Source organism: Virgibacillus phasianinus (genome assembly GCF_002216775.1).
In the GTDB taxonomy this organism is placed as follows: Bacteria; Bacillota; Bacilli; order Bacillales; family Amphibacillaceae; genus Virgibacillus_F; species Virgibacillus_F phasianinus.
Map to the genome: position 1 here is coordinate 917,175 of NZ_CP022315.1, position 13,045 is coordinate 930,219.

Sequence of the window (13,045 nt, forward strand, 5' to 3'; positions counted from 1 at the left end):
AGAAATTAAGATGGTTCAGGATATTTCATTAAATAAATTATTCGAAATGCAAAGTAAAGAAAACCACACGATGATCGATGTCCGTTCTCCAAAGGAATTTGAAGAGGCAACCATTCCTGGAAGCATTAATATTCCGGTTTTTGATAATGATGAACGTGCTGAAGTGGGAACCATCTATAAACAAAAGGGACCTGATGCCGCAAAGGAACGGGGACTGGAAATATTCTCGGCAAAGCTTCCCGACTTTATCAAAACGTTTAGCAGTATAAAAACCTCCAAAACAGTCTTTTGCTGGCGAGGAGGTATGCGCAGCAAAACTGCCGCTACAGTCCTGGATTTAATGGGTAATCATGCCTTTCGATTAAGTGGCGGTATCCGGTCTTACCGGCAATGGGTTGTTCAATCATTGAACAATTTTACGATCACATCAAAAGCCTACGTAATAAACGGTTATACTGGATCTGGAAAGACTATTCTCTTAGAAAAATTGCAGGAAAGCGGCTACCCTGTTCTTGATTTAGAGGGAATGGCAAGTCATCGCGGTTCGATTTTCGGTCAAATTGGTCTGAAACCCAGCAACCAGAAAAAGTTTGAATCACTGTTACTTGATAGGTTATTACACTATCAAAATTCACCCTTTATTTTCATGGAAGGTGAAAGCAAACGGATTGGTAAAGTAACCATCCCTGATTTCTTATACAATCATAAGGAAGAAGGGACGCAGATTTTCATCAATCTCCCTACAGATGAACGCGTGAAAAATATTTTGGATGATTACCAGCCTTGGAACTATCCTGAAAAATTTATGGAGGCCTTTCTCCTGATTAAAAAGCGGATCCATACTCCTATTGCCAAAGCAATTCATGAGCATTTAGCGAACGAGGAGTTTAGCTCTGCCGTTCAGTTGTTGCTTGAATATTATTATGATCCACGCTATGAGCATGCTGCCAAGGCGTATTCAGATGATAAAAAAATCATGATATATGCACAAACAATTGATGAAGCATTCAACCAGATTCAACACTTGCTAAAAGAAAAAGAATATAACGTGAGGTGAACCTTGTGAAGATTTATGTAGATGCTGACGCCTGTCCTGTAAAAGACACTATCATTTCAATAGCTGCTGACGCTGCAATTCCAGTAACGCTTGTCAAAAGCTTCGCCCATTTTTCTCATGGAGACGAGGCACCAGGCGTTGAAACGGTCTACGTTGACACTGGTGCCGATTCTGCCGATTTTCGAATCATGCAATTAGCGGGGCAAGGCGACATTATTATCACACAGGACTATGGATTAGCATCTCTTGCATTAGGTAAAGGCTGCATCATTCTACATCATAAAGGTTTTGAATATACTCAGGAAAATATTGATCAACTGCTTCACACCCGCTATACAAGTGCTATGGCAAGGAAAAGCGGCAAGCGTACAAAAGGTCCTAAAGCTTTCACAGAAGAAGATCAGCAGAAGTTTCGGGATCTCCTTCTGAGGAAGATTAGATAGCTTAGAAGACTACCCCAGCTGCTTCTGCAAAAAGTATAGAGCATATCCTTTTGGATGGTCATCAAGCTTACCAAAGATTTCATAATCATTCTTTTGGTAGAAACCTGGTGCCTGAAAACTAAATGAATCCAAATATATCAATCTGCACTTTTGTTCCCTTGCATAGTCTTCCAATCGCTCAAGCAAGAGGGATCCATACCCATCTTTTCGATAACGTTTATCTACCCATAAAAATTCAATATGTATGTGATGCCAAAACATATTTGCTGTGATACCGCCAATGATTTCTCCGTTATCATCCTTCAGCATAAAAGCAATATCTTCATTTGCTGTTTTAATTTCATCCGGTAATTCTTCCATATTGTACTCAACTACTTTTTTCTTGATGAAATTAAAATCCTGTTGGTCAAATTGATCTGTAATATTCATTCTGTGCTACCCTCCTAAGTTTAGTTAGTTTATTAGTCTATCATACTACCACTAGTTCACTTGGGCTACTTTTTAGTGGTTGTCGATACCAAAAACTGTGGCAAGACCATATCGAATTTACCGATTAATCTGATATACTATGGAAGGTTAGCAATTTGTATGGTATTGGGGGAAATCACAATGTATCAACAAATCAAACATTTATCGATTGAAAAGCAAATTGAATATGTAACACGTCAGTTAATTGCTATCGAAAGTATTAATGGAACAGCAGGAGAAGTCGAACTAGCTAACACTGTCCAAAGATGGCTGCAGACTTTTCCATACTTTGAAAAAGATCCTGCAAATGTTTGGGAGCAATACATTCCAAATGATTCAATTGGCAGGAAAAATATTTTTGCTTTTTTACGTAGTCCATCAGGTTCAAGCAAAACAATTATTTATCATGCACATATGGACACAGTAGGGGTGGACGACTTCGGAAATATGAAAATGCATTCTTTGAACTCAGATGCACTAGAATCCTATTTTAAAAAGTATCCATTTAATCAAGAAGTACAAAAAGATGCGCTTTCTGGTGATTACTTATTTGGCCGTGGTTCTGTCGATATGCAAAGCGGTTTAGCCGTTCACATTGCCAATCTACTCTACTTTTCTGAACATCTTGATGAACTGCCAGGCAACATTTTATTTATGACCAATTCGGATGAAGAAAGTCAGCATAAGGGCGTTACAACGTCCATATCCGAAATCAATCGGTTAAAAAAGGAAGAAGGTCTTGATTATGTCGCAGCAATCAATACTGATTTCATCACACCAATGTACAAGGGCGATCCACACAGATACATATATACAGGATCTGCAGGTAAACTGTTGCCAAGCTTTTATATCTATGGAAGAGAAACGCATGTTGGCGATACCTTATCTGGAATCGACCCAACGCTTATATCATCAGAAATAAATAGACGTATCAATAACAATCTAGACTTAACTGAAAATATTGATGGGGAACTTATTTTACCGCCGTCGTGCTTATATCAAAAAGACACGAAGACTTCATATAATGTACAAACTCCAAAAAGCAGCTATTTATATTTCAACTACTTTATTTATGAGTCTACTGGAAAAGAAGTAATGGACCGGTTGGAGGAAATTACGAATGAAGCTTGTTTACAACTTGCTGAAACAGCTGCACAGCAGTACGGCGAATTTGCGGAGCGGAGTAATTTACCGGCAGCAGTAAATAATCAAAGGTGGAATATTGAAGTCACTACCCTTGCAGATTTTATTTTAAAACTAGAAGCTATGGGCCTTGACCCGAGATCTAAATCGAAACAGGTAGTTACAGAATATCGTCATTTAGATGAAAGAATGCTTTGTTTTAAAATAGCAGAGGAGTTGCAGCAGCTAGATCCTGATAAAAAGCCAAGGGTTATCATTTTCTTTGCTCCCCCGTATTTGCCTCACAACTTTCTAAATGAGAATAAAGAAAAGGATAAAAAATTACTACAGATGATTCACGAAACAATTGATCATGCCAGCAAAGAATCAAATGAGGTATTTTCTATCAATAAATTTTTCCCATATTTAGCTGATGGAAGCTTCCTTTCGCTACATGAAACAGATGAGGAAATCTCGGCGCTCGTTGATAATTTTCCAGAAATCGAAACACTTTATCCGATCCCATTCAATGACATTCGAAAGCTGGATGTTCCTTCCATTAATATGGGGGTTTACGGCAAAGATGGCCATAAGTGGACAGAGCGCGTTTATAAACCATATTCATTTGGGGTTCTTCCAACATTGATAAGAGATACCACCGTTCGATTGTTAACGGCATTTCATGATTCGCAAATCAAATAAGATAGGGAAAGGGCGTAAACCCAAATATGAATTTACGCCCTTTCCACGTTACTTCTTCTCTACAACCAACACTTTTAGATAATTTCCCTGCGGGTAGCTTCGGTTAACTTTAAAATCAGCCGGCAATGAAAATTCCTCCAGGATTTTATATGATGTATTGGTTTCCTTAAAGGCTTTGTCTAGGAAGCCTTTAAATTTCCGCATACCAAACGATGCATTATTCGTTGAAGCCACAATAATCCCATTTTTTTCAGTAATGGCAATGGTATCCTTAATTAATGCCGGATAATCCTTGGCTGTACTGAACGTGTGCTTTTTGGATCTTGCAAAGCTTGGAGGATCAAGAATAACCAAATCGAACTTCAATTCTTTCCGCTTCGCATATTTAAAATACGCAAAGACATCCATTACCTTGATATCCTGCTGCTCAAAATCAATGCCATTCACACTAAACTGCTCAATTGTCTTACTTTTACTTCGTTTCGCAAGATCCACATTTGTGGTCTGTACTGCTCCGCCAAGCGCTGCAGCGACGGAAAATGCTCCTGTATATGAAAAAGTGTTTAATACATTTTTGTCTTTGGCATACTTATCCCGAATCGCTTTTCTGACCTGCCGTTGATCAAGAAAGACACCTACCATTGCACCATCATTTAAATAAACCGCATAGTTCATCCCATTCTCTTTTACAATAATCGGAAATTCACCACGAGTTCCCTTTACAAAATCATCGTCGTCAATGTATTGTCCCTTTGTATCAAACCGTTTCTTTTCATAAATTGCTTTATAATTACAAAGCTCATCAAGGGCGTCGATAACCTGCGCTTTGAATGTATAGATGCCTGCGCTATACCAATTGATCAAGTAATCTCCGTCAAAATAGTCAATGGTCAATCCGCCAATTCCATCTCCTTCTCCGTTAAATACGCGGAATGCGGTTGTTTCGGTATTGTGATAAAAGGATTCTCTGGCGTTCACCGCTGCTTCGATCCTTGATTTAAAAAATTGAAAATCAATTGCCTCGTTTTTGTTATACGTAAGGATCCAACCGAGTCCCTTATTCTGCTTCCCATAATACCCCTTGGCAATAAATTGACGGGCTTGGTCGTAAAGGTGAACAATACTTCCTTCTTCCTTCAGTACATTTGCATTCGCAATGGTGTCCCTACTGATTAATGGATAACCCTTTTTATATTCAATCGTATAATTCTGTTTTACGTTTAATTCAATTACATTGCTCATATTTTCATCCTAACAGCTTTTTCTTTTATTATCGCATGCTGATGGAAAAAGGAAAAGGAGCGTACTTGACTACCTCTACCGATCCCCTTTTTCATAATAGCTGCACACTACTTGTCCAACTGCTTTTGCTGAAACCAGAAGTGCGCCTTCATCAATGTCAAACTTCGGATGATGATTGAAATAGACTTCATCCCCGCCTTTTGGTTTACAACCGATGAAAAAGAAGGTGCTTGGAATCTTTTCCGCATAGTAGGCAAAGTCCTCTGAACCTGAGAATTTCGGAAACTCAATAACTTGTTTAATGTCTGGATCATGCATATTTTCAAGACTCGTTTTAACATTTTCCGTTAGTTCCGGGTCATTATAAAGTGGAGGATAATCAGCGGTGTACGTTAATTCACATTCCACACCAAATTCCGCCTCGATACCAGCAACGAGTCGATGAATCTCTTTGTCAATCACCTGCTGCGTCTGGTCATTCATATATCGGACATCCCCTTCCAGCTCAATCCGGTCTTTGATCACATTAAAGGTTCCTTTCCCATCAAATGAGCCTATAGTGACTACCCCAACCTCAAAAGGGTCTAAACGGCGGCTAACAACGGTCTGAACCGCTGTAACAAAATAGGATCCGGCGACAATAGCATCATTAGCCATATGTGGAGAAGATCCGTGTCCACCCACACCTTGAATCGATAGCTTAAAATACGTTCTGCCTGCCATCGCATGACCAGCCCGGTATCCAACGTCCCCAACCGGATTTGTCGGGAAAATATGAATCCCAAAAACGTTATCCACGTCATCAAGTGCACCAGATTCCACTATGCTTTTTGCTCCACCAGGGGGCGTTTCCTCAGCATGTTGATGAATGATTTTGATTGTACCAGGAATAGAATCTTTGAGCTGAATAAGGCAATCAGCAAGCACCAATAGGTAAGCTGTATGTGCATCATGCCCACATGCATGCATGACACCATCATTTTTTGATTTAAATGCAACATCTGTCTCCTCAGTGATAGGCAGCGCATCGAAATCAGCACGGAGTCCAATCGTCTTACCAGGTTTACCGCCTTTTATCGTCACAATGATTCCATACCCATTCCCAACGTTCCGCTCTATTTCTACATCTTTGCCCAGATAAAAATTAGCGATATACTGTGCGGTATTTTCTTCCTTAAACGATAGTTCAGGATTTTCATGTAAATAACGGCGGATTTCAATCATTTCATCTTTCCGGTCTTCCAGCATTTTCATTAATTGCTCTCGCATGTTCACACTCACCTTCCCATTATCTATTTTCTATATCTAGTATACACCCTGTGTTTGATGAATATTGTTTTGACGTTTCGCTATCCTTTAACGAATATAAAAATACGCCTGAGGTCCTACACACAATTATTGCTCTGGGTGCTTATTCCATTTTCAGGTATTCGTTATGATGGAATACACAAACATGGAAAGGGGATTTGGTTTAATGGAACATAAGGTATATCTACTTCTAACAGATACAGGTACACTTTTTACAAAAGTGATTAAATATTACACCAAAAAGCCGTACAATCATGCTTCTATTTCTTTTGATCCAAATTTAGTAAATGTATATAGCTTTGGAAGAAAAAACGCCAAAAATCCATTTGTTGGCGGATTTGTTAAGGAAAACATCCAAACAGGTTTATTTAAACAAGCAAGATGCGCTATTTACGGCTGTAATGTAACCGCTGCACAGGTTCGAAAAATAAATTGCTATATTAAAAAAATAGAGGCGCAAAAGCACCTCTATCGATACAATCTGTTAGGATTATTTGCTGTCATCTTAAACAAACCGCTGGAAAGGGAAAACACCTATTTCTGTTCGCAATTCGTCGCAACTGCCTTGGCAGAATCTGAAATCATTGACTTCACAAAGCCATTGTCACTTATTACTCCACATGATCTGCAAAAGACAGCAAACTTCCAATTGGTCTATTCCGGGAGCCTTAAAGATTTCGTTGAAACGAAAACCATAGATTCGGCTATCATATAGATTTCCTACAGTTTTTTAACAATAAAGTTATCCCGAAGAACGGCCCAGTTTTCCGGGAACGGATTACCTAACACCCAATAACTTATGCCTCTTAGATTATAGTCTTTAACAGTATCATATTTAGCCTGCATGCTCCTGGCATCTTCAAACCAGACTTCATGCCGCTGGCCGCTTTCATCTGTATAACGGAAGAATGGCGCCTGATAGGTGGTATTGTACTGGATAGAGACGTTATATTTGGCGGCCAGTTGGACTGCTGCTTTTGGACTAATGGTTTGGGCAATGGTTCCTTCCTGCCATGGAATTTCCCAATTACGTCCATACAAAGGCACGCCCATCAGAATTTTGTTACGGGGAATAACGGTGACGGCAAAGTCCAATACTTCACGCACTTCATTAATTGGTGCAATTGCCCAAGGTCTACCGCCTGCCCAGCCCCACTCATAGGTCATAAGAATGACAAAATCGACAATTTCACCATGGGCAGCATAATCATGTGCCTCATAAAGCAATCCGGATTGTTCTGCACTGATTTTTGGCGCCAAGGCAGTCGAAACGGTTAATCCCTCTGGGTGCAAACGAGCGACAAGCCGTCGTAAGAAAGCATTATAATTTTCCCGGTCCTCAGGATAAACATATTCAAAATCAATATTTAATCCTGTATAGCCCTTTTCCCGGATTTTTTCCAAAATATTTGTTATTAGGGTTTCCTGCAGATCAGGGTTTCTAAGTATGGTAGCTGCCAGATCCGAGTTAAATTCACTTTCTGTAAAATTTGTGAGTACAAGAAGTGGTGCAACATTGGTCTCTTGTGCTGCTTCCAACAGTTGTTCTTCCTGCATTTCGGTAATTGTACCGTCCGCACGAACACTATACATAAACGGGGAAAGGTACGTAAAATTGCTGCCTAACGCTAATACTTCCCTTCTTGCTTGTTCATTTGTTTGTGTAACATAAGCATTAACCTCTATTACAGGTTTATTTACATTTGGAATTCTCAAGCGTTGCCCAGGATAGATATAAGATGAATTTGTAATATTATTCGCTTCGATAATTTGATTGACAGGCACACCATATTGTTGAGCGATTCCCCACAAAAACTCCCCGACCTGGACCACGTGAACTGAATATGGCATCTCGAGCAATTGCCCAACAAAAATCAGGGAGGAATTCGTAATATTATTCGCGCGAGCAAGCTCATTAACCGATACACCATACATTTGCGCAATTTCCCATAAAGTGTCACCTGGTCTAACAACATACTCCTGGTTTGGATTTGGGATTACGAGTGACTGCCCGACAACTAGTGTATCTGGACTATCAAGCTGGTTGAGCAATATTATCTGATTTATATCACTCCCATAATTCTGTGCTATTCTCCACAGCGTTTCCCCACGCTGCACTACATGTATTTCCATTTATACTCTCCTCCAATTATTCTATCTATCTGCCATGGTATTCAAGGAGGGCTTGTTTTGTTATAAGTGTGTGGGGAAATCCTTTGACTCAGATAATAAGTCAGCATATAATGTTTGTAAGGAAAAGTAAGGAATGGAGGTTTAGCTATGTCATTAAGTGCCAAACTAACCAGCAAAGGACAAATTACAATACCGATTGAAATTAGACGTGCTCTTGGAGTGGAAACAGGTGATCAAATCTCCTTTACGATTAATGAACACGGAATAGTGATGGACAAATTAAATCGGCCATTAACGATTCAAGAGAGATTCGCGGACTATGATCTTAAGAAATTAAATAAATGCTTGAAGGAATCTATGAAGGAATTTGATTCTGGTGACGATGTAGGGGGGGAAGATATATGACGACGTATAAGGCCAGACAAGGAGATATTATTCAACTTGACTTTAATCCGCAAAAGGGTTTTGAGCAAAAGGGAAAAAGACCAGCAATTGTAGTAAGCAATAACTTTTTTAATAAACTTAGCAGTCTGGCCATCGTTTGTCCAATTTCTAATGTCTCCTCAAACTTCCCGCTAAATGTGAACCTCAATAACCAAACTAGAACAACAGGATCCATTCTTTGCCAACATGTCAAATCACTCGACCTTACTGCAAGGAATGCAGAATTTACGGAGCCACTGCCAAAGAAATTATTGCAAGAGGTACTTAATATTATTCATAGTGAGTTTTAAGAACGCTTGTCACCACTCTAGTCAGGCTTTATTTTCAATTTACGAGATACCTTCCAATAGGAAAGCATCTCGTAAAATAACCTACTTAATAACCAACTTTCACATAATCGCTAACCGGCCATTTTTCACTGGTGAATGCCATTTCCCAGAATAATAGTTCCAATTGACAGCTTTTACGGAATGCAGCCTTCATTTTTTCCCGCTCAGCAGGGCTAGCCTCATCAGCTAATCGATCTAATACCTTACGCATCTCCATGGTTGTATTAGCAACCTGTTCATCAGCATAGAATGAAATCCATGGATAAAATGGATGGTCTTCTGCTGGCTGATAGGATGTCATCAATTCCTGCCCAATTTCAAGATATGTCCATGGGCATGGCAAGAGAGCCGCAATAACTTCGCCAAGCCCTCCCATATGTGCATGGTACATCATATGTTTAACATAATGATCAGCGGTTGGTGGCAGTGGATACCCTTGCAGTTCCTCATATCCGACACCAATCTGTTCACAAAAGTTATTGTGTGGATGAATTTCGCTGTTCAAGACAAAGTCTATTTGATTATTAAAAAAGGCGATATCTTCGCGGGTGGTGGCCTTTGAGATGGCCATTCCATAAATGTACATAAATGCATTCAAGTATTCATAATCGGCCTTGATATAATGGGCTAATGCCTCATTTGGGACACTGCCCTTTCCAATTCCCTGTACAAAAGAATGATTAAAAATAGCTTCATACACATCTTGGTTTTCCTCACGTAACGTTTTAGTAAATGTCATTAAAATTGCCTCCCTGGTATTGTTGGAAGCTACTAGAAGAGTATTAAAGTAGATAAATAGAGGATTTCGCCCTCACTACTTCCCTTCGCTGGCATTACCCAGATCAGGTTCAAAGGGATCAAGGTTCACACCTTGTCTCAGCATCCTGCACCCCTAGCAGTTCCTATTTTAGATTTTTTGTAATGGACTTGTCTGTTTTACTCGAATAACGACTAGATAACCAATAATCGCTCCTGAAATACTGCTCACTAAAAATGATGGCAGAAAAGCAAACGCCCCAAGCGAGCTGCCCATTAACAAGTTCGCATATGGCACCGAAAACAAGGAACCAATAATTCCTGTTCCGACTACCTCTCCTGCAACAGCAAGTATTTTCCGTTTGAAAACCTTATACAATACCCCTGCCAAAAATGCACCTATCATACCGCCCGGAAAAGCGAGTAACGTCCCAAGCCCTAGCATGTTTCGAATCAATCCTGTCATGAATGCAATAATAACTGCTGGTCCTGGCCCCAGTGTAATTGCAGCCATCACATTGACTGCATGCTGAACAGGGTACGCTTTCGCGATTCCTGCCGGGAACCACAATAATTGTGATCCCATTACAGCGATTGCAATAAATACTGCCATTGCCGTCAAAAGTCTTGTGCGATACAATGTTCTCCCTCCTTTGAAATCGGTCTGTCATCACCCCCTTATTTCAAACTCGTTTAACTTTGTACAAGCATCCAATTCGCTCGCTGCTACCTGACTATCCTCCGCCTGACTAATTGCCGATACCACGGATATACCGCTTGCACCTGCATGCATAATTCCCTTTGCATTCTGTTTGTTAATGCCGCTAATAGCCACAATTGGAATGGATGTAACTAGCCTAATTTCCTGCAAGCGCTGAAGACCGATCGGTTCACGCGCATCGGCTTTCGTTGTTGTTTGATAAATTGGGCCAACACCAAGGTAATCCGCCCCCTGCGATTCAGCTACAAGAGCCTCCTCTACAGTTGAAACAGAAACCCCGATTGCCATATGCGCCGGAAGTATTCCCCGCACTGCTGGCAAGGATCCATCCTCCTGACCAATGTGAACACCACTTGCATGAAGTTTCATAGCTAGTTCAAGATCATCATTTACAATAAAGGGAACTTTGTTTTTCAGACAAATATTTCTGAGTTCAATGCCAAGCTTACGTTTTTCATCTCCTGTTTTAGCCAATGGCCCCTTCTCTCTGTATTGAAAAGTGGTAACACCTCCATCAATAGCCTGCTGCAACACATGTCCCGGCTCCTGCTTAGTATTCGTGCTTCCCATGATAAAATATAACTTAAGATCTTTTTCATCGATCATAGTGATTATTCTCCTTTTAAAGTAAGTTCACGAATAATTGCTTTTGATTTTACCTTTTCGTCTGTTAAGGCATAGATTTCATCAAGAAATGCCGCAAGAAAACTTCCGGGACTAGAGGCAGTTCCATATGCTAGTTCAGCTGCGACGCCATAGCTGCAAACTGCCTTGACTGATGCATTATAAAAATCTGTTCCGACACTCACGAATGCCCCGACGACTGCTGTTAATAAACACCCGGCTCCGGTAATAGATGACAACATGGGGACACTATTCTTGCATTGGGTAAAGCTTTCCCCATCAGTAATGGTATCTGTTTCCCCTGTCGCAATTACAATGGCACCATACTTTTTGGCAACATTTATGGCTACATGTGGACTAATCTCACCAACTAGCGAATCAGCACCTTTTATCTCGACCGCCATTTCCCCAAGTACGGCAATCTCACCGGTATTACCACGGATGACAGCCACATCAATTTTGTCCAGAATTTGTTGTACAACACTCGCGCGAAAAGCTGTTGCCCCAATTGCTACAGGATCTAAAATAACTGGAACGTTCTTTTGGTTTGCGGCTTTTCCGGCTAGTATCATCGCCTCCAGTTGATCTTGTGTGCACGTTCCTATGTTTAATACCAATGCATCCGCATGGGCAGCCATCTCTGCAGCCTCTTCAGGCGCATTTGCCATTGCAGGTGACGCCCCAAGTGCCAATAACCCATTGGCTGAAAAATTGGCAACAACAATATTCGTAATGTTGTGAATCAACGGCTTTTGTTTCTTTATTTCTGCAAGATAATTCATTTCAAAACCCTCCCATTCACTTCCGGTATTCCTTGCAGGCGATGCCCCCAATGGTTTGTTGGACCATTTCCCTTACCAATTTGCAGGCTGTAACGAATAGCATCTGTAATAAACTTCTTAGCTGTATGAACCGAGTCATAGATGGAATATCCCTTCGCCAATTCAGCGGTAATCACGGCGGAATACGTACATCCAGTTCCATGGGTGTGTTTAGTAGCAATTCGAGCAGTTGGAAACCTGTGGATAGCTGATCCATCGTACAGAACATCAATCGCATCCCCTTCAACATGATGTCCGCCCTTCACAACGGCCGCATTAGCCCCAAGTTCATGTACAATACGTCTCGCAGCATCTTCCGCATCAGCCAATGAATGAATAGATTCTGAGAGCAAGACCTCTGCTTCAGGAATATTTGGCGTAACAACCGTTGCAAGGGGGATCAATTGATCAATCATCGTTTGCTTTGCGTCTGCATTCATTAGATGGTCACCACTTTTTGCAATCATTACGGGATCAATCACGTAACGGATAGAATACCTCTTTATTGTCTCGGCTATCACTTCCATCATCCCTGCGGAAGCGACCATCCCAGTTTTGATAACATCTGGTGAAATGTCTGTCAGCACGCTTTCCATTTGTTGTTCAATAAACTGTGTGGGCAAATGCTCCACACCCTGAACGCCTAAAGTATTTTGCGCGATAACTGATGTCACTACGCTCATCCCGTAAACTTCCCGTTCCTGAAATGCCTTTAAATCAGCCTGGATCCCAGCACCTCCAGTTGGATCGGTACCAGCAATGGTCAGTACAGATGGAATAGAATGTTTCATAGAGGAACCCCTTTCACTTGGAATTGAAGTCCACTAGGGGCAGTGGGGAACTTGTGCAGGTAGTTTTTATACTTTATACCGACG

At 40.7% G+C, this 13,045-nt stretch carries 15 protein-coding genes and 1 riboswitch; of the genes, 6 read left to right on the forward strand and 9 right to left on the reverse strand.

Annotated features, from left to right (window positions below):
• The first annotated feature begins 10 nt into the window (after positions 1-10).
• Positions 11-1,057 carry a tRNA 2-selenouridine(34) synthase MnmH gene (gene mnmH, locus CFK37_RS04640; protein ID WP_089060786.1) on the forward strand — a complete coding sequence of 349 codons (1,047 nt, stop codon included), beginning with the start codon at positions 11-13 and terminating at the stop codon, positions 1,055-1,057.
• 5 nt (positions 1,058-1,062) lie between these two features.
• Positions 1,063-1,500, forward strand: a complete 438-nt coding sequence (locus CFK37_RS04645) for a YaiI/YqxD family protein (RefSeq protein WP_089060787.1) — start codon at positions 1,063-1,065, stop codon at positions 1,498-1,500.
• Between the two features lie 9 nt (positions 1,501-1,509).
• Here CFK37_RS04645 and CFK37_RS04650 read toward each other — a convergent pair whose 3' ends face one another.
• On the reverse strand, positions 1,510-1,929 hold the full coding sequence (locus tag CFK37_RS04650) for a GNAT family N-acetyltransferase (RefSeq protein WP_089060788.1): 420 nt from the start codon (positions 1,927-1,929) through the stop codon (positions 1,510-1,512).
• Between the two features lie 180 nt (positions 1,930-2,109).
• Here CFK37_RS04650 and CFK37_RS04655 point away from each other — a divergent pair, with 180 nt between their 5' ends.
• Positions 2,110-3,792 carry a M20/M25/M40 family metallo-hydrolase gene (locus CFK37_RS04655; protein ID WP_089060789.1) on the forward strand — a complete coding sequence of 561 codons (1,683 nt, stop codon included), beginning with the start codon at positions 2,110-2,112 and terminating at the stop codon, positions 3,790-3,792.
• 48 nt (positions 3,793-3,840) lie between these two features.
• Here CFK37_RS04655 and CFK37_RS04660 read toward each other — a convergent pair whose 3' ends face one another.
• Positions 3,841-5,034 carry a class I SAM-dependent rRNA methyltransferase gene (locus CFK37_RS04660; RefSeq protein WP_089060790.1) on the reverse strand — a complete coding sequence of 398 codons (1,194 nt, stop codon included), beginning with the start codon at positions 5,032-5,034 and terminating at the stop codon, positions 3,841-3,843.
• 75 nt (positions 5,035-5,109) lie between these two features.
• Entirely contained in the window at positions 5,110-6,303 is a 1,194-nt protein-coding gene (locus CFK37_RS04665) for an amidohydrolase (protein ID WP_089060791.1), read from the reverse strand.
• Between the two features lie 205 nt (positions 6,304-6,508).
• Between CFK37_RS04665 and CFK37_RS04670 the strand changes: the two genes are divergently transcribed.
• A complete protein-coding gene (locus tag CFK37_RS04670; protein ID WP_089060792.1) occupies positions 6,509-7,057 on the forward strand; it encodes a hypothetical protein in 549 nt (182 codons plus the stop codon).
• Positions 7,058-7,062: 5 nt separating this feature from the next.
• Here CFK37_RS04670 and CFK37_RS04675 read toward each other — a convergent pair whose 3' ends face one another.
• Positions 7,063-8,475, reverse strand: a complete 1,413-nt coding sequence (locus tag CFK37_RS04675; RefSeq protein WP_089060793.1) for a glycoside hydrolase family 18 protein — start codon at positions 8,473-8,475, stop codon at positions 7,063-7,065.
• Between the two features lie 147 nt (positions 8,476-8,622).
• Between CFK37_RS04675 and CFK37_RS04680 the strand changes: the two genes are divergently transcribed.
• On the forward strand, positions 8,623-8,880 hold the full coding sequence (locus tag CFK37_RS04680; protein ID WP_089060794.1) for an AbrB/MazE/SpoVT family DNA-binding domain-containing protein: 258 nt from the start codon (positions 8,623-8,625) through the stop codon (positions 8,878-8,880).
• Positions 8,877-9,209, forward strand: a complete 333-nt coding sequence (locus tag CFK37_RS04685; protein ID WP_089060795.1) for a type II toxin-antitoxin system PemK/MazF family toxin — start codon at positions 8,877-8,879, stop codon at positions 9,207-9,209. Before CFK37_RS04680 ends, CFK37_RS04685 begins: the two co-directional genes overlap by 4 nt.
• An 85-nt stretch (positions 9,210-9,294) precedes the next feature.
• Here the strand turns inward: CFK37_RS04685 and tenA are convergent, their stop codons facing one another.
• From tenA to thiD, 5 genes are all read right to left on the reverse strand, one after another.
• Entirely contained in the window at positions 9,295-9,987 is a 693-nt protein-coding gene (gene tenA, locus CFK37_RS04690) for a thiaminase II (RefSeq protein WP_089060796.1), read from the reverse strand.
• A 63-nt stretch (positions 9,988-10,050) separates the two neighbouring features.
• A riboswitch (TPP riboswitch) is annotated at positions 10,051-10,152 on the reverse strand.
• 3 nt (positions 10,153-10,155) lie between these two features.
• The gene (thiW, locus tag CFK37_RS04695; RefSeq protein ID WP_089060797.1) at positions 10,156-10,644 is read right to left on the reverse strand and encodes an energy coupling factor transporter S component ThiW; all 489 of its coding nucleotides are present in this window, start codon (positions 10,642-10,644) and stop codon (positions 10,156-10,158) included.
• Between the two features lie 30 nt (positions 10,645-10,674).
• Positions 10,675-11,331, reverse strand: coding sequence for a thiamine phosphate synthase (thiE, locus tag CFK37_RS04700; RefSeq protein WP_089060798.1), 657 nt, complete (start codon positions 11,329-11,331; stop codon positions 10,675-10,677).
• Between the two features lie 5 nt (positions 11,332-11,336).
• Complete coding sequence (gene thiM, locus CFK37_RS04705; protein ID WP_089060799.1) at positions 11,337-12,131, reverse strand: hydroxyethylthiazole kinase; 795 nt, start codon at positions 12,129-12,131, stop codon at positions 11,337-11,339.
• A complete protein-coding gene (gene thiD, locus CFK37_RS04710) occupies positions 12,128-12,961 on the reverse strand; it encodes a bifunctional hydroxymethylpyrimidine kinase/phosphomethylpyrimidine kinase (protein WP_089060800.1) in 834 nt (277 codons plus the stop codon). Before thiD ends, thiM begins: the two co-directional genes overlap by 4 nt.
• Between the last annotated feature and the right edge of the window lie 84 nt (positions 12,962-13,045).